The organism is Streptomyces phaeoluteigriseus (assembly GCF_001896135.2).
Classification (GTDB): Bacteria; Actinomycetota; Actinomycetes; order Streptomycetales; family Streptomycetaceae; genus Streptomyces; species Streptomyces phaeoluteigriseus.
On the sequence record NZ_MPOH02000004.1, the window covers coordinates 83,741 to 105,749 of the forward strand.

Consider the following 22,009-nt stretch of genomic DNA (forward strand, 5'->3'; position numbering starts at 1 on the left):
TGACCCGCGCAGATGAACGAGAACATGACGACCGGAGCCCCGCACGAACAGGGCAGCCAGTGGTACGACAACGAGGCCGGGCCGCTGGTGCGCCCCTACGCCATGACGGGCGGACGTACGAGGCCCGGACCCACCGGCGTGCGCTTCGACCTCATCGCCCTGGTCACCCTCGACCCCGCGGCGCCCGGTGCCGACGGCACGGGACTCGGGCCGGAACACCGCACTCTCGTCGACCTGTGCCACACGGAGACCCAGTCCGTCGCGGAACTCGCGGCGGGCTCGGACCTGCCGGTGGGCGTGGTCCGCGTGCTCCTCGGTGATCTGCTGGAACTCGGCTGCGTCACCGTCAGCCGTCCGGTCCCGCCCGCACAACTGCCCGACGAGCGGATCCTGCGCGAGGTCATCGAAGGACTGAGGGCGCTGTAGATGGACGTTCGGACCGACCCGGAAGCGTACGGACCCACCCCGCACAGCATCGCGCACGTCTTCGGACATCGAACCGATGCGAGGCGATCACATCGGGCAGTCCACGGTCGAACCACCCGGAAAGGGGCCGCCCTTGCCATGATGCTGCCTTCGCACTCCTACGCCGAAGCCGCGCACGGCCGACCCGCCGCAGCGCCCGAACCCCGTACCGATGTCGACCGTTGCCGGCACTCCCGAGAGAAGTGATCCATGGTCTCCGAGCACTCCGACACCGCGGGTGGCGACAGCGCCCCGCTGGCGTTGAAGATACTGGTCGCCGGCGGGTTCGGCGTGGGCAAGACCACCCTCGTGGGCGCGGTCAGCGAGATCAAACCGCTGCGCACCGAGGAACTGCTGAGCGAGGTCGGCCAGTTGGTCGACGACACCGACGGCGTCGACCAGAAGGTGACGACGACCGTCGCCATGGACTTCGGCCGGATCACCATCCGCTCCGGCCTCTCCCTCTACCTGTTCGGCACCCCGGGCCAAGACCGCTTCTGGTTCCTGTGGGACGAACTGTCACAGGGGGCGCTGGGAGCCGTGGTGCTCGCCGACACCCGGCGGCTGGAGGACTGCTTCCCCGCGGTCGACTACTTCGAGCACCGCCACATCCCCTTCGTGGTGGCCGTCAACTGCTTCACCGGAGCGCGCTCCTACGGCGCCCCGGAGGTGTTGCGCGCCCTCGACCTGGACAAGGGAACGCCCGTCGTCCTGTGCGACGCCCGCGACCGCGACTCGGGCAAGGAGGTGCTGATCCGACTCGTCGAGTACGCCGGGCGGATGCACACCGCCCGGTTGCTCGACTCGGTGAGCTGAGGGACGCCGCCCTCTTCTTCAGTCCGCTACGGCCTTCTGCGCCAGGACCTTCTCGATCCCGACCCGGACGAGCAACTCGCCCGGGACGCCGTTGCGGGCGCCGAACGCCTCGGCGCGCTCCTCGCCCATGTACCGCGCCGCGATGCGAGTCGCCCAGAGCCGCATCTGGTCGAGATCCTCGGAGATCCGGGCGCGTCCCTGGAGCACCACGAAGTCGAAGGGCGGCCGGTCGTCGTCCACGCACAGGGCGACCCGGCCGTCCCGCGCCAGATTGCGCCCCTTCACCGTCTCCTTCCCCGTGTTGAACACCACGTCGTCCCCGTCGAGCAGGAACCAGACGGGTGCCACATGCGGGCTTCCGTCAGCCCGTACCGTCGACAGTTTTCCGGTACGGGTGCCCTGCGAGACGAACGCCCGCCATTCCTCGTCGGTCATCTTCTGTGCCATGCCCCCATCCTCCTTGCCCGGCGGCCGGTGGTGGGGAAGGCTTGCGGACAGACCCGTCGGCCAGGCGGGGACATCAAACGGGGAAACGTCACGGGGAGACGGACTCATGGCACAGAAGCAGAGCCTGGGGTGGCTGCTGGACGACCTGACCGAGCGCGTCGAACAGGTGCACCACGCGCTGGTCCTGTCCAACGACGGGCTGGTGGCGGGCGCCAGCACGGGATTACGCCGGGAGGACGCCGAGCATCTCGCCGCCGTCTCGTCCGGACTGCACAGCCTGGCCAAGGGATCCGGCCGCCACTTCGGCGCCGGCCAGGTGCGCCAGACGATGGTCGAGTTCGACGACGCGGTGCTGTTCGTCACCGCGGCCGGCACCGGCAGCTGTCTCTGCGTGCTCAGCGCGGCGGAGGCCGACATGGGGCAGATCGCCTACGAGATGACCCTGCTCGTCAATCGCGTCGGCGAACACCTCACCGTGGACGCCCGCCGACCCGAGGGAGACCGGTTCACAGGCCTCTGACCTGCGTATTCGTCCTCTCCCGTGGAGTTATCCACAGGCTCACCACGAGATCCGCGGATCGGGCTACGGTTTTTTCCGAGGCCACCGCGGACGACGCGGGGCACTTGACTCCACGGGGGAGACCGACCATGTCACACAACACCGTCGCAGCACCGCACGACCAGTCCTTCGTCTACAGCCGCGCGGCACGGGAACTGGGCCTCAGGCGCAGCCAGTTCGACCTCGCCGTGAACCTCGGACGGGTCAGGACCATGCCCGACGAAGGGGGCGGAGGCCGGCGCGTGGCCCGCAGCGAGATCGAACGCCTACGTGCGGCGCCCGGTTTTCCCGGCGCTCTGACCAAGAGTGTCGAGGCCGTCGGCACCACGGAAGGGGCGTCCGCCATGCAGGTGCCTCCGAGCCGGTTCACCCGCCTCGCGAGGCTGGGGCTCGTGGTGCCCGTGACCTTCTACCTGAACCGCTACCGGGCCGTCGTATGGCTCTATCTCGCCGAGGAACTGAGGCAGTTCGCCGCAGACAAGGACAACGCGCCCCTGCTGACGGGCCGGACGCCCGAGGGGATGCGGGACCAACTGGCCGCGGGCCTGGACCTGCGGCCCCGGAACTGGCGTGGTCGCCACCTCGGATTCCTGCTGCGGCACGCCGAAGGGCCCTGGCAGCGGGCGGGAGCCCTGGCCGCGCTCCTGGACCCGGTCCAGGTCGCCGAGATCGCCCGGGACCCCTACGAACGCTCCCACCTGAACCGCTTCCGGCCCGGACCGCCGGCGCACGGCACCCCGGGCTCGCCCGCCGCGCGTCTGGTCGAGCGGATCGCGACGGCGGACGACCCCGACGAGATCGCCTGGCTGCGCTCCGACCTCGTGCACGCCTTGGAGGAGGCCCGCTCCCACCAGCCGGCACCACGACCCACCGTGAGGTCGGCCCCACCACGGCCAGTCACGGAACCGGCGCGGCCCGCGAAAACCCAGCGGGTCAGGAGCGGACTCCTGGGCTGGCTGCGCCGCGGCAACGACTGAGGTGCCGGGGCCCGCGACTTCCAGGCCCTACAGCTTCCGGAACAGCCCCTCCTGGACGACGGACACCAGCAGGCGCCCCTGGAGGTCGTAGATCCGGCCGCGGGCCAGGCCACGGCCCCCGGTCGCGATGGGTGACTCCTGGTCGTACAGGAACCACTCGTCCGCGCGGAACGGCCGGTGGAACCACATGGCGTGATCCAGGGAGGCCATGTCGAAGTTCCGCGGCCCCCACAGGGGTTCGACCGGCAGACGGACGGCGTCCAGGAGGGTCATGTCGCTGGCGTACGTCAGCGCGCAGGTGTGCACCAGCGGGTCGTCCCCCAACGGCCCGACGGCGCGCATCCAGACGGCACTGCGCGGCTCGGCGTCCTTGATCTCCTCAGGGCTCCAGCGAAGCCGGTCCGCGTACCGGATGTCGAAGGGCTGCCGACGCGCCATCCGCTCGAACTGCTCGGGCAGCGCGCCCAGGTGAGTGCGCACCTCCTCGGCGACCGTCGGCAGGGACTCAGGGTCCGGCACCTCGCGCGCCGGCGGCAGCTGGTGCTCGAAGGGACCTTCCTCAGGCTTGTGAAAGGAGGCGGTGAGATTGAAGATCGTGCGTCCCTGCTGCACGGCGGTGACCCGGCGGGTGGTGAACGAGCGCCCGTCCCGCACCCGTTCGACCTGGTACACGATCGGCACGCCGGGCCGGCCCGGCCGCAGGAAGTACGCGTGCAGGGAGTGCACGGGCCGGTCGCCCTCGGTCGTCCGGCCGGCCGCCACCAGTGCCTGGCCCGCCACCTGCCCGCCGAAGACCCGTTGTAGCGACTCCTGCGGGCTGCGGCCCCGGAAGATGTTGACCTCGATCTGCTCAAGGTCCAGCAGGTCGACGAGCCTCTCGGCCGGATTCGTCATGTGTGTGCTTCTCCTGTACCTCGTCCGTCTCGTACCGCGCTCACAGCTGGCCGACGTCGGTCACGCGCACCACCGCGCGACCCTCGGCGTCCGACGCCGCAAGGTCGACCTCCGCGCTGATGCCCCAGTCGTGGTCGTCGTTCGGGTCGTCGAAGATCTGCCGGACGCGCCACAGACCGTGCTGCGGCTCCTCCTTGATGACGAGCAGCTTCGGACCGCGTGCGTCCGGGCCGGTACCGAGGTCGTCGTACTCGTCCCAGTACTTGTCCATCGCCTCGCCCCACGCGTCGGCGTCCCAGCCCGACTCGCCGTCCAGCTCGCCCAACTCCTCGACGTGGTCCAGAGCGGCGAGTTCGACGCGGCGGAACATCGCGTTGCGGACGAGGACGCGGAACGCGCGCGCGTTGGCGGTGACGGGTTTGACCTCGTCGGCCTTCTCCTGGGCCTCCTCGGCGGTCATCTCCGCCGGGTTGGCCAACTGCTCCCACTCGTCGAGCAGGCTGGAGTCGACCTGACGCACCATCTCGCCCAGCCACTCGATCAGGTCCTGGAGGTCCTCCGACTTCAGATCGTCCGGGACCGTGTGGTCGAGGGCCTTGTAGGCGCTCGCCAGGTAGCGCAGCACGATGCCCTCGGTGCGGGCCAGTTCGTAGTGCGACACCTGCTCGGTGAACGACATCGCCCGCTCGTACATGTCGCGGATCACCGACTTCGGCGACAGCGGATGGTCACCGACCCACGGGTGACTCTTGCGGTACACGTCGTACGCGTGGAAGAGCAGCTCCTCCAGCGGCTTCGGGTACGTGATGTCCTGGAGACGCTCCATGCGCTCCTCGTACTCCACCCCGTCGGCCTTCATCGCCGCGACCGCCTCGCCGCGCGCCTTGTTCTGCTGGGCCGCGAGGATCTGCCGCGGGTCGTCCAGCGTGGACTCCACGACGGAGACCATGTCGAGCGCGTACGACGGCGACTCCGGGTCCAGCAGCTCGAACGCGGCCAGCGCGAAGGTGGACAGCGGCTGGTTCAGGGCGAAGTCCTGCTGAAGGTCGACCGTGAGGCGGACGATGCGGCCCGTGGCGTCCGGCTCGTCGAGCTTCTCCACGATCCCGCCGTCCAGCAGCGAACGATAGATCGCGATGGCGCGCCGGATGTGCCGCAACTGCTGCTTGCGCGGCTCGTGGTTGTCCTCCAGGAGGTGCCGCATCGCCTCGAAGGCGTTACCGGGGCGGGCGATCACGGACAGCAGCATCGTGTGCGTCACCCGGAAGCGGGACATCAGCGGCTCCGGCTCGGAGTCGATGAGCTTCTCGAAGGTGTTCTCGGTCCAGCCGACGAAACCCTCGGGCGCCTTCTTGCGGACGACCTTGCGACGCTTCTTCGGGTCGTCACCCGCCTTCGCGAGCGCCTTCTCGTTCTCGACGACGTGCTCGGGCGCCTGCGCGACCACCAAACCCGCCGTGTCGAATCCGGCCCGGCCGGCCCGGCCCGCGATCTGGTGGAACTCACGAGCCCGCAGCGTGCGCACACGCGTGCCGTCGTACTTCGTCAAAGCCGTGAACAGCACGGTTCGGATCGGCACGTTGACGCCCACACCGAGGGTGTCCGTCCCGCAGATCACCTTCAGCAGACCGGCCTGGGCGAGTTTCTCCACCAGGCGTCGGTACTTGGGGAGCATGCCGGCGTGGTGCACACCGATGCCGTGCCGTACGTAACGGGAGAGGTTGCGGCCGAACTTGGTGGTGAAACGGAAGTTGCCGATCAGCTCGGCGATCCGTTCCTTCTCCTCACGCGAACACATGTTGATGCTCATCAGCGCCTGCGCCCGCTCCACCGCCTGCGCCTGCGTGAAGTGCACGATGTAGACAGGAGCCTGCTTCGTCTCCAGCAGCTCGGTGAGCGTCTCCGTGAGCGGTGTGAAGCGGTACTCGTAGGACAGCGGCACGGGCCGGGTCGCCGAGCGGACCACCGAGGTGGGCCGACCGGTGCGCCGGGCGAGGTCCTTCTCGAAGAAGGACACGTCGCCGAGCGTGGCGGACATGAGGATGAACTGTGCCTGGGGCAGTTCCAGGATCGGGATCTGCCAGGCCCAGCCGCGGTCACCCTCGGCGTAGAAATGGAACTCGTCCATGACGACCTGGCCGACATCCGCGTGCTTGCCGTCACGCAGCGCGATCGAGGCGAGTACCTCGGCGGTGCAGCAGATGACCGGGGCGTCGGCGTTGACGGACGCGTCACCGGTGAGCATGCCGACGTTCTCCGTGCCGAAGATCTTGCACAGTTCGAAGAACTTCTCCGATACCAGCGCCTTGATCGGAGCGGTGTAGAAGGTGACCTCGTCGCGGGCGAGAGCCGCGAAGTGCGCACCTGCCGCGATCATGCTCTTGCCGGAGCCGGTCGGCGTCGACACGATCACGTTCGCCCCGGAGACGGCCTCGATCAGCGCTTCCTCCTGATGGGAGTAGAGCGTGAGACCGCGCTCCTGGGCCCAGGACTCGAAAGCTTCGTAGAGGGCGTCGGGATCTGCGGTCGGCGGCAACTGATCGATGAGGGTCACGCCCCCATCTTGCCTGGCCCGCTGCCCGAGGGGGGAATCGGATGCGGGGCCGAAGATCATGGCCGCTACGCTGTGGCGCCGACGGAGCGTCATCGCACCCGGTCAACTGGACAGCGGCACACGAGGAATGGGGCGGGCAACGGCCATGATGGGACCAGCACACTCACTGTCGGGCGCGGCCGCCTGGCTCGGCGTCGGCGCGGCCGCAACCGCGGCCGGCCACTCGATGCCATGGCCGGTGCTGCTCGCCGGTGCGCTGATCTGCGCCGGAGCGGCTCTGGCCCCGGACCTGGACCACAAGGCCGCGACCATCTCCCGGGCCTTCGGACCCCTCTCGCGCTGGCTCTGCGAGATCGTGGACAAGCTCTCCTACGCCGTCTACAAGGGCACGCGGAAGCAGGGCGACCCGCGCCGCTCCGGCGGGCACCGGACCCTGACGCACACCTGGCTCTGGGCGGTCATGATCGGCGCGGGCGCCTCGGCGCTGGCGATCACCGGTGGCCGCTGGGCGGTGCTGGGGCTCCTCTTCGTCCACATGGTCCTGGCCATCGAGGGCCTGCTGTGGCGGGCGACCCGGGGCTCCAGCAGCGATGTGCTGGTGTGGCTGCTGGCGGCGGCGAGCGCGTGGATCCTCGCAGGGATACTGGACAAGCCGGGCAACGGCGCGGACTGGCTGTTCACGGACCCGGGCCAGGAGTATCTGTGGCTCGGGCTGCCGATCGTGCTGGGCGCCCTGGTCCACGACATCGGGGACGCGCTGACCATATCGGGCTGCCCGGTCCTGTGGCCCATCCCGATCGGGCGCAAGCGCTGGTACCCGATCGGTCCGCCGAAGGTGATGCGGTTCCGGGCCGGCAGCTGGGTCGAGCTGAAGGTGCTGATGCCGGTGTTCATGCTGCTCGGAGGAGTGGGCGGCGCGGCCGCGCTCAACTACATCTGAGCGGTGCCGGGGGCGGCGGGACCGGGTCAGCCCGGCGTGCCTCCGCCGAAGCGCCGCTCGAACCGGGCGACACGGCCTTCCGTGTCCACGGTGCGGGCCTTGCCGGTGTAGAAGGGGTGGCTCTCCGCGGAGATCTCCACGTCCACGACGGGGTAGGTCTCGCCGTCGTCCCACTCGATCGTCTGGTCGCTGGTCGCGGTCGACCGGGTCAGGAAGGCGTAGCCGGCGGCGCGGTCACGGAACACGACCGAGTGGTAGTCGGGGTGCTTGTCCTGCTGCATGCGTACTCCTCGTGCGGTGGGTGCGGTGAAGGCGCGGACGACGGGGCCGGGCGTGCCCCGGCGTCCGGGCAGGGTGTCCGGGGCGGTTCACCCGGGGAGGGCGTCCTCGTCGACGATGTGCATCGCGGCTCCTCGGCGGAGGCGGCGGCGCCGTCGATGCCGACATCGGTGGCGACCAGGGCGCTCTCCTCGTCCTCGTGGGCGCCCTCGTCCGGTGCCACGAGCCGGCCGGAGCGGGCGGTGCCGACCTCGTTGTCGAGAAGTTCTCCGTCGGTGTCGTCGCTGTCGCCGAGGCCGTCGCCGTCGGGTGCGACGAGGTCCGGCAGCTCTTCCGCGAGCCGCTGGTCCAGCGTCTCGCCCTGCCGGCGCTCCGCGGCCGTCACACCGGAGTGCTCCACGGCCCAGGGCCGCTCCGGAGGCGACCAGCCCCGGTCCAGGGGGTCGCCGACACCGTCGTTCTCCAGGGTGTCCTCCGCGTCGAGGAGTCCGGCGTCGTCCTGGATCTCGGAGGCGTCGGGCTGGTAGACGTCGTCTCCCCATCCGTCGGCGCTGTTCACGGGTACCTCCAGGGGGTGACGGGCCCGTCCACACCGCGTGGTCGGCGGTGGGCCACCGTGGCACGGGGCACCGGTCGGCGGTGGGACGCGCCGGACGGGCCTGCCCGGCTGCCTTCCGCGGGGGTTTCGCTCTCCAGCGTTCCACCCCCGTTCGGGAGTGCGCAACGCCAGAGCTGTGCCGGGGCACGGGCGGAGGGCCGCCGGCAGGCGCCCTTGGCGCCCCTGGCGCTGCGGCCCCGGCCACCTCTCGGCCCGGACCGCACGGGCCTCACGCCGCGGCACGACCCAGGTGTCGCGCCCGCCTCCCCTCCGTCGCCCGGTGGTCCGGCTGCGACCGGTTCTCGTCCTCGCGGTGGTGCGGATGCGTCGGTCGTCCGTCTGTCGTGCGGTGGTCCGGATGCGTCGGTCGTCCGTCCGTCTCGCGGTGACCGGCCACGGCTAACCGCCCGCTCGCCGGGCAATGACGGTGACGGGGATGCGGCCGGTTCCCGTCCGGCGAGTGTCGGCCGGGGTGCAGGCGGCCGCGGCCCGGTCGGTTCCCGTCCAGCAGGTGCAGGCCCGACCGCAGCCGGCCGCGGCAAACCTCGTCGCGTTCCAGCCCCGGCCGGCTCCTGCACGCCACCCGAGGGCCCGGCCGTGACCACTCTCCGTGCACGTCATTGCGGCTCGATCCCAGGGGGCCTCATCGGCCCTCACCGGCTCGCACCCGCGATCCCGGGCCACCCGCCGAGTCCCGAGTCCACCCCCTCAGCCGTGCCAGGACCGCCACAGGGCCGCGTAGGCCCCGTCCGCGGCGACCAGCTCGTCATGGCTGCCCAGCTCGCTGATGCGGCCGTTCTCCACGACGGCGATGACGTCCGCGTCGTGAGCCGTGTGGAGACGGTGGGCGATGGCGATCACGGTGCGGCCGTCCAGGACACGGGCGAGGGATCGTTCCAGGTGGCGGGCGGCGCGGGGGTCCAGCAGCGAGGTCGCCTCGTCGAGGACCAGCGTGTGCGGGTCGGCCAGGACCAGGCGGGCCAGTGCGACCTGCTGGGCCTGCGCCGGGGTGAGCAGCTGGCCCCCGGAGCCGACCTCGGTGTCCAGGCCGTCGTCGAGGGCGCGCGCCCAGCCGTCCGCGTCGACCGCGGTGAGCGCCGCCCACAGCTCGGCCTCTTCCGCCCGGGCCCTCTCCGCCCGGGTCTGCGCTGCCCGGGTCTCGGCCTCGACCTCGCCCGGAGTCGCCCGGGCGTTCTCGGGCCGGGCGTGGGGGAGGGCCAGTCGGAGGTTGTCGCGCAGCGAGCCGACGAAGACGTGGTGCTCCTGGTTGACGAGCGCGACGTGCGAGCGGACGCGTTCGGCGGTCATCCGGGACAGTTCCGCGCCACCGAGGGCGACCCGGCCGTCCCGGGGCGCGTAGATGCCGGCGAGGAGCCTGCCCAGGGTGGACTTGCCCGCGCCGGAGGGTCCGACGAGTGCCAGCCGGGTGCCGGGCGCCACCTCCAGGGACACCTGGCGCAGTACGTCGACGCCCTCCCGGTAGCCGAAGTGCACCCGGTCGGCGAGCACGTCCCGCCCGTCCGGCTCCAGCCCGGAGTCACCGGCGTCCGGCTCGATGTCCCGCACCCCGACCAGCCGGGCCAACGACACCTGCGCCACCTGCAGTTCGTCGTACCAGCGCAGGATCAGGTTCACCGGGTCGACGAGCATCTGGGCGAGGAGCGCGCCCGTCGTCAGCTGACCGACGTCGATCCAGCCCTGAAGGACGAACACCCCGCCGAGCATGAGAACCGAACCGAGGACGGTGACGTGCACCAGGTTGATGACCGGGAAGAGGACCGACCGGAGCCACAGGGTGTAGTTCTCCCAGGCCGTCCACTGTTTGACCCGCAGCTCCGACAGTTCGACCCGGCGGTCGCCGAGACGGTGCGCCTCGACGGTCCGGCCGGCGTCCACGGTCTCGGCGAGGGCGGCGGCGACGGAGGCGTAACCGGCGGCCTCCGAGCGGTAGCCGGCGGGGGCCCGCTTGAAGTACCAGCGGCAGCCGACCACCAGCAGCGGCACCGCGACCAGCACGGCCGGTGCCAGCGGCGGGGCGGTGACGACGAGTCCGCCGAGCAGCAGCGCCGCCCACATCACGCCGATCGTCAACTGGGGGACGGCCTCGCGCATGGCGTTGGCCAGCCGGTCGATGTCGGTGGTGATGCGGGACAGCAGGTCCCCGGTACCGGCCCGTTCCAGCACGCCCGGTGGCAGCCGGACCGACCGGACGAGGAAGTCCTCGCGCAGGTCGGCCAGCATCCGCTCGCCGAGCATCGCCCCGCGCAGCCGCACCTGCCGCACGAAGGCGGCCTGGACGACGAGGGCGAGGGCGAACAGGGTGGCGGTGAGACCCAGATGGAGTTCGCGGGCCCCCTCCGACAGCCGTTCCACGACGTCGCCGAGGAGCCATGGCCCCACCATCGAGGCGACGGTGGCGACCGTGTTGACGGCCAGGAGCACCACGAACGCACGGCGGTGCCGGCGCAACAGTTCGGCCACGTAGGCACGCACGGTCGCGGGGGCGCCTACGGGAAGCGTGCTCGCTGTCGTCGGTGCCGCCGGGTCGTACTCCGGTGGCGCGACGCCGATCATGCGGACTCCTCGATCTCTTGTCGTTCGTTGTCTCCGAGCCGTTCGGCGTCTCCGAGAGCGTGCAGTTCCTTCAGCGCGCCGCCCCGCGCGGTCTCTTCTTCGGTCTCGCGGGTCACCACCGCGCGGTACCGCGGCTCGTTGTGCAGTAGTTCGCGGTGCACACCGACTGCCACGGCCACGTCTTCGTGGACCAGGACGACCCGGTCGGCCCGGTCCAGCAGCAGCGGGGACGAGGTGAACAGGATCGTGGTGCGTCCCGTCCGGATCTCCCGCAGTCCCTCGGCGATCCGAGCCTCGGTGTGCGAGTCGACGGCGGAGGTGGGTTCGTCCAGTACGAGCACCTCCGGGTCCGTGAACAGGGAGCGGGCCAGGGCCAGCCGCTGGCGCTGGCCGCCCGAGAGGGAGCGTCCCCGTTCGGTGATGTGGGCGTCCATCGGGGAACCGGCGTCCAACGCCCCCTGGACGAGGGCGTCGAGAACGTCCGCGCACTGGGCGGCCGCCAGCGCCTCCGTCGCGCCGACCTCACCCGAGGCCGGCACGTCGAGCAGGTCACGCAGGGAACCCGACAGCAGCACCGGATCCTTGTCCTGGACGAGGACCGCCGTGCGCGCACTCTCCAGCGGGAGTTCGTCCAGGGGGACTCCGCCGAGCAGCACCGACGGGCCGTCCTCGGAGGGGTGCCCGCCGAGACGTTCGGCCAGCCGCCCGGCGGCGTCCGGATCGCCGCACACCACGGCGGTGAGTTGGGCGGCCGGGGCCAGCAGTCCGGTGGCCGGGTCGTACAGGTCACCGGAGGGCAGGTCCGCGGTGCGTGATCCGGCCGCGTCCGTGGCCCGCTCCAGCGACAGCACGCGGGCGGCACGCTTCGCCGACGGACGGGAGAAGGAGTAGGCCATGGCGATCTCCTCGAAGTGCCTGAGGGGGTACATCAGGACCATGACGGAGCTGTAGACGGTGACGAGTTCGCCGACGGAGATCCGGCCCTCGCGGGCCAGGTGGACGCCGTAGAACACGACCGCGATCAGCAGCAGGCCCGGCAGCAGGACCTGTATGGCGCTGATCAGCGACCACATCCGGGCACTGGACACGGCGGCCTGACGGACCTCCTGGGAGGCGCGGCGGTAACGGTCGAGGAAGAGTTCCTCGCCGCCGATGCCACGCAGAACCCGCAGGCCCGCCACGGTGTCGGAGGCCAGTTCGGTGGCGCGTCCGGCCTTCTCGCGCTGGACGTCGGCGCGACGCGTCGCGCGGGGCAGCAGGGGCAGCGCCGCGAACGCCACGACGGGCAGGCCCAGGGCGACGACGATGCCGAGGGCCGGCTGGTAGACCACCAGGCCGACGCAGACGAACACGACCGTGAGGGCGGCGGCCGAGAAGCGCGAGACGCCTTCGACGAACCAGCCGATCTTCTCGACATCACCCGTGGAGACGGCGACGACCTCACCGGCCGCGACCCGCCTGCTGAGCGCGGAGCCCAACTGCGAGGCCTTGCGGGCGAGGAGCTGCTGGACGCGGGCGGCGGCAGTGATCCAGTTGGTGACGGCGGTGCGGTGCAGGAAGGTGTCCCCGAGCGCCGTTGCGGCACCGAACAGGGCCATCAGGCCACCGGCGAGGGCCAGCCGTGCGCCGGAGCGGTCGATGACCGCCTCGATGGCGAACCCGACACAGAACGGCTGCGCCGAGACGGCCATGAAGTGCAGCAGGCCCCAGGCCAGGGACGTGAGCTGGCCGCCCAGTTGGTTGCGCCCCAACCACCACAGGAATCGGGGTCCCGAGCGTACGTCCGGCACACCCGGGTCTGGATACGGAAGGTCTTGGATCTGCATGACGTCCCAGAGGCTCGTGTCAGGGATGGGGGGGGGAAGGGGCCGCGGTCGGCGGTGACAGCAAACCGTGAAAGGTTCGCTTCACAGGGTGGTCAGAATCAACCCGTTTTCCACGGCACCGCATGGTTCCGGCTGCCGCCCGTGATGCCGGGCGTCGGAGGCGAAGGTGTCACGAGCCTCGTGGCGGAAGGGGCCGGCTCCCGGTGGGACACCAGCCGTGAGAGCAGGATGGCCATGCCCGTGCTGCGGAGGGCTCCTCCGTCCGGCCCGAACCGCTTCCGATCCGCCGCTTCTGTTCCGCCGCTTCTGTGCCGGCCGCATCTGATCCGAGAACGGATCAGCAGCGCGGAACCGCCGCCCCGTCGATCAACGTGTCCAGCAACTCCCCGAGGACCGCCCGTTCCGCGTTCGTCAGCGGGGCCAGGATCTCCCGGGCCGCCGACCGGCGCGCCCGGTGCAGCTCGTGGAGTGTGGTGCGGCCCTCGTCGGTCAGCTCGATGCGGATCACCCGGCGGTTGGTCGGGTCCGGGACCCGGCGCACCTTGGCGTTCGCCTCCAGCCCGTCGACCAGCGTGGTCACCGCCCGCGGCACGACCTCCAGGCGCGCGGCGAGGTCCGCCATCCGTGGCGGCTCGCTGAAGTGGGCGAGGGTGCGCAGCAGGCGGGACTGGGCGGGCGTGATGCCGAGGTCCGACAGCTCCAGATGGTGCTTCTGGATGCGGTGCACCCGGCGGGTGAACCGCAGCAGCTGCTCGGCGAGCGCGCCGTCGGGATCGGGGGTGGTCATGCGGGAACAATATCAGGATGCCGTTCATTGTGAGTATAGGTAACAATGAGCTACGCTCCCCCCGTCCCGCCCGTCCGACCTCCCGTAGGAGCCCATGCACCCCGACAAACCAGACTCCTGGACCCCGTCCGGCGACGCCGAGGAACCGCCCCGGCAGGTGCGCCGCATCCTGAAACTCTTCCGTCCCTACCGCGGCCGGCTCGCGGTGGTCGGCCTGCTCGTCGCCGCCTCCTCGCTCGTCTCGGTCGCCACGCCGTTCCTGCTGAAGGAGACCCTCGACGTCGCCATCCCCGAGGGCCGCACCGGCCTGCTGAGCCTGCTCGCGCTCGGCATGATCCTCAGCGCCGTCCTCGCCGGAGTCTTCGGCGTTCTCCAGACGCTGATCTCCACGACGGTCGGCCAGCGGGTGATGCACGACCTGCGCACCGCCGTCTTCGGCCGCCTCCAGAGCATGTCGCTCGCGTTCTTCACGCGTACGCGTACCGGCGAGGTCCAGTCCCGCATCGCCAACGACATCGGCGGCATGCAGGCGACCGTCACCTCCACCGCCACCTCCCTGGTATCCAACTTCACCAGCGTCGTCGCCACGATCGTCGCGATGCTCGTCCTGGACTGGCGGCTCACCGCCGTCTCCCTGCTCCTGCTGCCGGTCTTCGTCTGGATCAGCCGCCGCGTCGGGAACGAACGGCGGAAGATCACCACCCAGCGGCAGAAGCAGATGGCCGGAATGGCGGCCACGGTCACCGAATCGCTCTCGGTGAGCGGCATCCTGCTCGGCCGCACCATGGGCCGCGCCGACTCCCTCACGACCTCCTTCTCCGACGAGTCCGAGCGTCTGGTCGACCTCGAAGTGAGATCGAGCATGGCCGGCCGCTGGCGCATGTCCGTGATAGGGATCGTCATGTCGGCCATGCCCGCCGTCATCTACTGGACCGCGGGCATGACCCTCCAACTCGGTGGCCCCGGCGCCTCCCTGGGCACGATCGTCGCCTTCGTCTCGCTGCAGCAGGGCCTGTTCCGCCCGGCCGTCAGCCTCCTGTCGACCGGCGTGCAGATCCAGACCTCCCTCGCGCTCTTCCAGCGCATCTTCGAGTACCTCGACCTCCCCGTCGACATCACCGAGCGGGCCGACCCGGTCCACCTCGACCGGATCAAGGGCGAGGTCCGCTTCGAGGACGTGGAGTTCCGCTACGACGGCGACGACACGGTCGCCCCCGTCCTCGCCGGCATCGACGTGACCGTCCCGGCCGGCAGCAGCCTCGCCGTCGTAGGGCCGACCGGCGCCGGCAAATCCACCCTGGGCTACCTCGTGCCGCGCCTGTATGACGTGACCGGCGGCCGGGTCACCCTCGACGGGGTCGACGTGCGCGACCTCGACTTCGACACCCTCGCGCGCGCGGTCGGCGTCGTCTCGCAGGAGACGTACCTCTTCCATTCCTCGATCGCCGACAATCTGCGCTTCGCCAAGCCGGACGCCACCGACGAGGAGCTGTACGCGGCGGCGCGAGCGGCCCAGATCCACGACCACATCGCCGCCCTGCCCGACGGGTACGACACGGTCGTCGGCGAACGAGGGCACCGTTTCTCCGGTGGTGAGAAACAGCGCCTGGCCATCGCCCGCACCATCCTGCGCGACCCGCCGGTGCTGATCCTCGACGAGGCGACCAGCGCCCTGGACACCCGGACGGAACACGCGGTCCAGGAGGCCATCGACGCGCTGTCGGCCAACCGCACCACGCTCACCATCGCCCACCGGCTGTCGACCGTTCGGAGCGCCGACCAGATCGTGGTCCTGGACTCCGGCCGACTGGTCGAACGGGGCACGCACGAGGAGCTGTTGGAGCGCGGCGGCCGGTATGCGGAGCTGGTGCGCAGGGATGCCCGACTGGAGCCGACAAGATGACAATATGCCAGGTCATGCCGGGATTGTGACGATATGCGGGTTACCGTGCCCGCATGCAGATGAACACTCCGTCACGGAGCGCGATCCGACTGACGCGCCGGGGCCGTCTCGTCCTCATCGCGACCGGAGCCGTCGCGGCCGGCACCGCTGTGGCGGTGCCGCTGCTGAGCGTGGACAGCCCCGAGGAGAAGAAGCCGACGAGGCTGGTGATCCCGGAGGGCTGGCGCGCGAGCCAGATCTACGAGGCCGTCGACAAGGCCCTCGCCCTGCCGGCGGGCACCACCAGGAAGGCGTTGCCGAAGGCCGGCCTGAAGCTGCCGCCCGACGCCGAGGGCAACCCGGAGGGCTACCTCTTCCCGGCGGCGTATCCGCTCGGCGAGAAGCCGACACCGCAGGCGCTGCTGAGCCAGATGGTCGACACCGCCAACAGGAAGTTCAACGGCTCGCCGATCGCCGCCGGGGCTCAGCGCAACGCGATGAACGTCTATCAGGCCGTCACCGTCGCCAGCATCGTCCAGGCCGAGGCCGCCACCAAGGCCGACATGGGCAAGGTGGCCCGCGTCGTCTTCAACCGTCTGGAGCGCGGCATGCCGTTGCAGATGGACTCCACCATCAACTACGCGCTGAACCGCTCCACGCTCAGGACCAGCACGGCGGACACCCGCGTCGACAGCCCCTACAACTCCTACCAGCGCATGGGACTGCCCCCGACGCCGATCGACAACCCCGGCGAGGAGGCCGTGCGCGCCGCGATCACCCCGACGCCGGGCGACTGGCTGTACTTCGTCACGGTCAGACCGGGCGACACGCGCTTCACCGCCAGCTACGAGGAACACCAGCGCAACGTCGCCGAGTTCAACCGGATCCAGCAGAGCGCCCGGGCCTCGCAGAGTCCGTCGAAGGACCGCTGACCCGGCGGTGCGTCAGGCGGCGACCGGCTCCCCGGCCGACTCGGCGAGCAGCCGCCTGATGTCCCGTACGGCCGCCCGCCCCGCCCGGTTGGCACCGATGGTGCTCGCGGAGGGGCCGTAGCCGACGAGGTGCACACGGGGGTCGGCGACCGCGCGCGTGCCCTCCACGCGGATACCGCCGCCCGGCTCACGCAGCCGCAGTGGCGCCAGGTGGTCCACGGCGGGCCGGAAACCGGTGGCCCACAGGATGACGTCGGCGGACACGCGCCGGCCGTCCTTCCACTCCACCCCGTCCGGGGTGATCCGGTCGAACATCGGCAGCCGGTCGAGCACCCCGTCCGCCAGCCCCTGCCGGATCGCGTCGTTCAGCGGCAGGCCCGTCACCGAGACGACGCTCTTCGGCGGCAGCCCCTGCCGTACCCGCTCCTCCACGAGCGCGACCGCCGCGCGCCCCGCGTCCTCGTCGAAGGGGCCCTCGCGGAAGACGGGCGGGCGCCGGGTCGCCCAGGTGGTCGCGGCCGCGTACGGGGCAAGCTCGAGAAGGTGCTGCGTCCCCGACGCCCCGCCGCCCACCACGACCACCCGCAGCCCGGCGAACGCCTCGGGCCCCGGATAGCGCGCGGTGTGGACTTGCCGACCGCGGAAGGTCTCCTGCCCGGGATAGCGCGGCCAGAACGGTCGGTCCCAGGTGCCGGTGGCGTTGATCAGCGCCTTCGTGGCCCACATGCCGTCGGAGCTCTCGACGAGCAGCCGCCCGCCCGCTCCCTCGCGCACCGCCGTGACATCGACCGGCCGCCGCACCCGCAGGTCGAAGGCGCGCTCGTAGGCCGTGAAGTACTCGGCGATCACCTCGGAGGAGGGCCGCGCCGGGTCCGCGCCCGTCAGTTCCCTGCCGGGCAGCGCGTGCATCCCGTGCACCTTGCCGTACGTCAGCGAGGGCCAGCGGAACTGCCAGGCGCCGCCCGGGCCGGGGGAGTGGTCGAGCACCACGAAGTCACGCTCCGGCTCGAAGCCGGTGCGCCGCAGGTGATAGGCCGCGGCCAGACCCGCCTGACCGGCCCCTATGACGGCCACCTCGACCTCACGCATGTCGTTCACATTTGAACCAACAGTGCCGAGGCCGTGGATCTTCCCGGCGGCCCGACCACGGGACGACGACGTCACCATGGCGGGATGGGTCAGGATGGTGGCATGTCAGATGCGTTCACCACCCGGGTACTGCACATCCTCTCCGGCGCGGAGGAGAGGGTCGTCGACCTCACCCGTGACTGCGAGACCTTCCTGCGGGAGGCGGCGGCCGGCCGCGACGGCCTGCTGAACGTCTTCGTCCCGCACGCCACGGCAGGCATCGCGATCATCGAGACCGGTGCCGGAAGCGACGACGACCTCCTCGCCGCCCTGCACGCCCTGCTCCCCGCCGACGACCGCTGGCAGCACCGCCACGGCAGCCCCGGCCACGGCCGGGACCACGTCCTACCGGCGTTCGTGCCGCCCCACGCCACCCTTCCGGTGGTGGACGGCACCCTGCGACTCGGGACCTGGCAGTCGGTGTGCCTCGTGGACACGAACCGGGACAACCCGAACCGGCAGGTGCGTTTGTCGTTTCTGGGGTAGTGGCAGGTATGGCGGGACCACAGGCGGGATTTCCGGCTGCACAAGCGATGTTCCTCGAACGTGGCTCTCGTGTGCTGCTGCGCCCGAAGTTCGCGCCGGGTTCGCCGGGCATCCGGATTCTTGATGCAGGGCGCTTCGTCGAACACCAGGCATGCGGGTTCGGCGCGTTCGGAAATCCTGCCGTTGACGTAGATCCAGGCGGTTGCGGGCCGGCCGTCACCGTCGACGTCAACGTGATGGAAACGCCGCCTCTTCAGGTCCAGTTGGTCGATCAGACCCATCACCAGCGGGTGACTGGAGGGCAGGCGCATGGCGGCCCGCCTCGGCATGCTGACGGGGGTCGGCGAAGGGCCGGGCCGCCCGTTCGCGGCCGCCGCGGCGGAACATCTTGATGCGTCCGCCCGCCCGGTTGCCGCTCGCCTCGAGAACGGTCACGTGGTGGCCGCGCCCCCTTCAGCAGTAGCGCCGTCACCGGACCGGCCGGGCCGGCCCCGACGACGAGGACCTTCTTGGGTGTGGCCGACCGCTGAGCGGGCCGTCCGTCCTCGAGTACCCGCTCGCAGCGTGGAACCAAGGGGCGGTCGTGGTCGTCCACGACCGGCAGGGCCCGGGCCACAGCCACGCACCTGTCGAACTCCGCGCACCGGGTGGGCGCCGGTGCGGCCGGGACGGCCTGTACGGGCATCGCCGCGGCAGGCCCGCCACCGGCCAGAGCCGTGGCCGCCACAGCCGTCCCAGCTGCCGCCGTGAAGCTGCGTCTCGACGGGCCTGAACCTGCCACGACGGCTTCGTGATCTTCAGTCATCACCTGTAGCGGTCGACCGACCCGACTCGCTCTCCTGCGCCGGGACATTGCCCCGAACGAGGGACGCCAACGTCATGGCGCCGACGCCCGGTTCCGACGTCCGCGGACCGGCGCTCTCTGCGACGTCCCCGAAGGGATGAAAGACAGCGGGTGATTGGCGTGTCACGGCCGCCTCGTCGGCACACTTCCGTGTGGCCGTGACCGGTCGGTGGGGGAGCAGCGGGGCAAATCGGAGCGGCGTGGCTGCCGCTGCCGGAACTCGGCGGAACAGGGGGCAGGCATGGGACGAAGGGCCGAACTCACGGGCAGGGCACGGTACTGGTTCGACACCACCTTGGCCCGCGGCACCTCCGCGCTCGTCGGCTGGCTGGCCTTCGGTTGCCTCATGGTCGTCCTCCCGGCGAGCGCCGTGCTGGTGTGGACGGACCCGCACGCGCCCGCGTCCCGCTCGGAGCGGCTGACGGAGATCTGGCGTCTCACCGGTGAGACACTGCGGCTCGGCGGGGCGACGGGCCCGCTCCTGCGCGTGCTGTTGTCGGTACTGCTCGCCCTGGTCGCCCTGGTGTATGTCTCCACTCTCGTCGGTCTGATCACCACCGGACTCACTGAACGGCTCACCGCACTGCGACGGGGCCGCTCCACCGTCGTCGAGCAGGGGCACTCGGTGGTGCTGGGCTGGTCCGAGCAGGTGTTCACGGTGGTGAGCGAACTGGTGGCCGCCAACGCCAACCAGCGGTACGGCGCGGTGGCCGTGCTGGCGGACCGGAACAAGACCACCATGGAGGAGGCCCTCAGGAGCAAGGTGGGGACCACCGGCCGTACCCGGCTGATCTGCCGTAGCGGTCCCCCCACCGACCCCGCCCTGCTCGCCCTGACCAACCCCGGCGCGGCCAGCGCTGTGCTGGTGCTGCCCCACGACGATCCGTCTGGGGACCCGGAAGTGGTCAAGACGCTGCTGGCGCTGCGGTCCGCACTCGGCGAGGGGGAAGGCCCGCCCGTCGTCGCCGCCATCAGAGACGACCGGTACAGGCTGGCGGCCACCCTCGCCGCGGGAACGCGCGGCATCGTCCTGGAGAGCGACGCGATCACCGCCCGGCTGATCGTCCAGTCCGCCCGCCGTCCCGGACTCTCCCTGGTGTACCGAGACCTCCTGGACTTCGCCGGAGACGAGTTCTACCTCACCCTCGACCCGGCCCTGACCAGCCGCTCCTTCGGCGACACGGTGCTGGCCTACGCCACCTCCAGCGTGGTCGGCCTGCTGCGTGACGGCAGGCCCCTGCTCAACCCGCCGCCGCAGACCCTGATCGGCCCCGCAGACCGGCTGATCGTCATCACGCGGGACGACGACACCGCACGGCTCAGCGACTGCTCCGGACGGGTCGACGAGTCGGTGATGACGCCCTGGCAGTCGGCAGGCGTCCGGCCCGAACGGCTCCTTATTCTCGGCTGGAACCGGCGGGCCGCGCTCATCGTCGACCAGTTGGGCCGGTACGCCGCGCACGGCTCGGTCCTCGCCGTGGTGGCGGACCGGGCGGAGGTGACGGCCGAGCAGGTACGGGACGTCGGTGCAGACTTCGCACCCCGGCTGACCGTCACGTTCCGGCCTGGAGATGTCACCCGGCCCGAGACACTTCGGTGCCTGGAGATCGACTCGTACGACAGTGTCGTCGTGCTCGGCCCGGACCCCGTTGCGGGACAGCGGCCCGAAGAGGCCGACAACCGGACCCTCGTCACGCTCCTCGTTCTGCAACTACTGGAACAGGAGACCGGACGGGAGCTGCCGGTGGTCACCGAGATGACCGACGACCGCAACCGGACGCTCGCGCCCGTCAGCCCCGGAGCCGACGTGATCATCAGTGGGAAAATCATCGGCCTGTTGATGGCCCAGATCTCCCAGAACCGGCACCTGGCCGCCGTGTTCGAGGAGTTGTTCTCCCCCACCGGCAGTCAGGTCCACCTGCGACCGGCGGCGTCGTACGTCCTGCCCGGCTGTGAGGCGTCCTTCGCCACGGTCGTCGCAGCGGCACAGCAGCGGGGCGAGTGTGCCATCGGCTACCGCCGCCACGACCGGGCCACAGCTGTTCCCGACCATGGAGTGCGTATCAACCCGGACAAGAACGAGCGACGGTGCTGGACCGATCGCGACGAGGTGGTCGTGATCGCGCGGGACTGACGCAGCCTCGCCTCTCACGGCATGACTGCGGTGATGCCGCCATTCGATGGGCGGCCAGGATCGATTCTCCTCCAGCGTGCTGTCGATCCCTCATCGCGAGGCATGCCGTACGGCCGGCGACGAGGGAGGGGCAGGCCTTCGGAGCCAGGATGGTGCCAGTCAGCCGGTACACCGTGTCGCTGCCCTCGCTGCCCTCGCTGCCTGGCGTGTACTCGATCGCGCGGACCTGGGCCGGGACCGCGCGACGGTTCTTGTCCCTGGACACCAAGCGGTCCGCCTCGGCCGCGAAGACAGCGTGGGTGCCGCACTTGGCCGGCGCGGACACCCTCACTTGCGGTTGGTGCCGTCCACCGCAACCAGTCGGCGCCCCCGACACCAGGCCCGCTCGTGTCCTCGGCCGCCACCGGCCGGGAAGCCCGGGCAGGCAGTGCCGTCACTGGTACCGCCTCTGGGTGCGCCTCACCGTGAGGACCGGTCGGCTGACATCGAGTTGTCCTGACGAAGTTTCGTGGACACCGACCGCGACAACCCCGAGCGTCAGGTGCGGTTGTCCTTTCTCGGCTGAGCGGAGTGAGAGGCACGGAGCCCGCAGGGCCTCACACCTCGTGCGGAGCGAAGAGTTCCAGGTGGCCGCAGTTCCGGCAGCGGTGGGCGTCGATCTGGAACCGCGGTCGGCCCCAGCGCTTGGCGCCGCCCATCACCCCGCGCTGGAGGGGCCCCGGAATCCACCGCGCGTATCCCCGCGAGTGGTCGCCGGAGTCCTCGACGAATCCCGGCTCCAGGTCGAAGCCCTGGCATTGCGAGCACCTGATCTCCATACCCGCACTGTAGGAGCCGTACGGTTGGGACGGGCCGGAACCGGGGGCTTCGATCCGGCGAACCGCGTG

The 22,009-nt window shown here is 70.8% G+C and carries 18 protein-coding genes and 2 pseudogenes; 9 read left to right on the top strand and 11 right to left on the bottom strand.

Annotation, left to right across the window (positions count from 1 at the left end; genetic code table 11):
• The first annotated feature begins 12 nt into the window (after positions 1–12).
• Together BM536_RS03085 and BM536_RS03090 are read left to right on the top strand one after the other, a co-directional pair.
• Positions 13–426, top strand: coding sequence for a DUF742 domain-containing protein (locus BM536_RS03085; RefSeq protein ID WP_073491047.1), 414 nt, complete (start codon positions 13–15; stop codon positions 424–426).
• A 249-nt stretch (positions 427–675) separates the two neighbouring features.
• Positions 676–1,281, top strand: coding sequence for a GTP-binding protein (locus tag BM536_RS03090; RefSeq protein WP_073491045.1), 606 nt, complete (start codon positions 676–678; stop codon positions 1,279–1,281).
• A gap of 18 nt (positions 1,282–1,299) precedes the next feature.
• Here the strand turns inward: BM536_RS03090 and BM536_RS03095 are convergent, their stop codons facing one another.
• Complete coding sequence (locus BM536_RS03095; protein WP_073491043.1) at positions 1,300–1,728, bottom strand: PPOX class F420-dependent oxidoreductase; 429 nt, start codon at positions 1,726–1,728, stop codon at positions 1,300–1,302.
• A gap of 106 nt (positions 1,729–1,834) precedes the next feature.
• On the opposite strand from BM536_RS03095, the gene BM536_RS03100 reads away from it, so the two are divergent.
• Positions 1,835–2,248 (top strand): roadblock/LC7 domain-containing protein, encoded by a 414-nt coding sequence (locus tag BM536_RS03100; protein ID WP_073491041.1) that lies wholly within the window; start codon positions 1,835–1,837, stop codon positions 2,246–2,248.
• 128 nt (positions 2,249–2,376) lie between these two features.
• On the top strand, positions 2,377–3,264 hold the full coding sequence (locus BM536_RS03105) for a DUF6397 family protein (RefSeq protein WP_073491039.1): 888 nt from the start codon (positions 2,377–2,379) through the stop codon (positions 3,262–3,264).
• A gap of 27 nt (positions 3,265–3,291) precedes the next feature.
• Here the strand turns inward: BM536_RS03105 and BM536_RS03110 are convergent, their stop codons facing one another.
• Together BM536_RS03110 and BM536_RS03115 are read right to left on the bottom strand one after the other, a co-directional pair.
• Positions 3,292–4,158, bottom strand: coding sequence for an acyl-CoA thioesterase (locus BM536_RS03110; protein ID WP_094102478.1), 867 nt, complete (start codon positions 4,156–4,158; stop codon positions 3,292–3,294).
• A 40-nt stretch (positions 4,159–4,198) separates the two neighbouring features.
• Positions 4,199–6,712 (bottom strand): DEAD/DEAH box helicase, encoded by a 2,514-nt coding sequence (locus BM536_RS03115; RefSeq protein WP_073491035.1) that lies wholly within the window; start codon positions 6,710–6,712, stop codon positions 4,199–4,201.
• A 145-nt stretch (positions 6,713–6,857) separates the two neighbouring features.
• Between BM536_RS03115 and BM536_RS03120 the strand changes: the two genes are divergently transcribed.
• Positions 6,858–7,652, top strand: a complete 795-nt coding sequence (locus tag BM536_RS03120) for a metal-dependent hydrolase (RefSeq protein ID WP_073491033.1) — start codon at positions 6,858–6,860, stop codon at positions 7,650–7,652.
• A 26-nt stretch (positions 7,653–7,678) separates the two neighbouring features.
• On the opposite strand, the gene BM536_RS03125 is transcribed toward BM536_RS03120, so the two are convergent.
• From BM536_RS03125 to BM536_RS03145, 5 genes and pseudogenes are all read right to left on the bottom strand, one after another.
• A complete protein-coding gene (locus tag BM536_RS03125) occupies positions 7,679–7,933 on the bottom strand; it encodes a type B 50S ribosomal protein L31 (protein ID WP_073491031.1) in 255 nt (84 codons plus the stop codon).
• Positions 7,934–8,020: 87 nt separating this feature from the next.
• Positions 8,021–8,490, bottom strand: a pseudogene (locus BM536_RS03130) (DUF5709 domain-containing protein).
• Between the two features lie 747 nt (positions 8,491–9,237).
• Entirely contained in the window at positions 9,238–11,103 is a 1,866-nt protein-coding gene (locus tag BM536_RS03135; protein ID WP_073491029.1) for an ABC transporter ATP-binding protein, read from the bottom strand.
• Positions 11,100–12,929: an ABC transporter transmembrane domain-containing protein gene (locus BM536_RS03140; protein WP_094102479.1), complete on the bottom strand. Its 1,830-nt coding sequence runs from the start codon at positions 12,927–12,929 to the stop codon at positions 11,100–11,102. The genes BM536_RS03135 and BM536_RS03140 overlap by 4 nt, the downstream gene beginning before the upstream one ends.
• Before the next feature lie 337 nt (positions 12,930–13,266).
• Complete coding sequence (locus BM536_RS03145; protein ID WP_073491027.1) at positions 13,267–13,716, bottom strand: MarR family winged helix-turn-helix transcriptional regulator; 450 nt, start codon at positions 13,714–13,716, stop codon at positions 13,267–13,269.
• Positions 13,717–13,810: 94 nt separating this feature from the next.
• On the opposite strand from BM536_RS03145, the gene BM536_RS03150 reads away from it, so the two are divergent.
• Together BM536_RS03150 and mltG are read left to right on the top strand one after the other, a co-directional pair.
• Entirely contained in the window at positions 13,811–15,619 is a 1,809-nt protein-coding gene (locus BM536_RS03150) for an ABC transporter ATP-binding protein (RefSeq protein WP_073491025.1), read from the top strand.
• 53 nt (positions 15,620–15,672) lie between these two features.
• On the top strand, positions 15,673–16,530 hold the full coding sequence (mltG, locus tag BM536_RS03155; protein WP_073491023.1) for an endolytic transglycosylase MltG: 858 nt from the start codon (positions 15,673–15,675) through the stop codon (positions 16,528–16,530).
• 12 nt (positions 16,531–16,542) lie between these two features.
• Here the strand turns inward: mltG and BM536_RS03160 are convergent, their stop codons facing one another.
• A complete protein-coding gene (locus BM536_RS03160; RefSeq protein ID WP_073491021.1) occupies positions 16,543–17,628 on the bottom strand; it encodes an NAD(P)-binding domain-containing protein in 1,086 nt (361 codons plus the stop codon).
• Positions 17,629–17,721: 93 nt separating this feature from the next.
• On the opposite strand from BM536_RS03160, the gene BM536_RS03165 reads away from it, so the two are divergent.
• Positions 17,722–18,144, top strand: coding sequence for a YjbQ family protein (locus BM536_RS03165; protein ID WP_073491019.1), 423 nt, complete (start codon positions 17,722–17,724; stop codon positions 18,142–18,144).
• A gap of 152 nt (positions 18,145–18,296) precedes the next feature.
• Here BM536_RS03165 and BM536_RS42265 read toward each other — a convergent pair.
• Positions 18,297–18,949: pseudogene (locus tag BM536_RS42265) on the bottom strand (FAD-dependent oxidoreductase); the annotation flags it as partial.
• Positions 18,950–19,229: 280 nt separating this feature from the next.
• On the opposite strand from BM536_RS42265, the gene BM536_RS03175 reads away from it, so the two are divergent.
• Positions 19,230–21,122 carry a CASTOR/POLLUX-related putative ion channel gene (locus BM536_RS03175; protein ID WP_073491017.1) on the top strand — a complete coding sequence of 631 codons (1,893 nt, stop codon included), beginning with the start codon at positions 19,230–19,232 and terminating at the stop codon, positions 21,120–21,122.
• A gap of 596 nt (positions 21,123–21,718) precedes the next feature.
• Here BM536_RS03175 and BM536_RS03180 read toward each other — a convergent pair.
• The gene (locus tag BM536_RS03180; RefSeq protein WP_073491015.1) at positions 21,719–21,940 is read right to left on the bottom strand and encodes a hypothetical protein; all 222 of its coding nucleotides are present in this window, start codon (positions 21,938–21,940) and stop codon (positions 21,719–21,721) included.
• Positions 21,941–22,009: the final 69 nt, after the last annotated feature.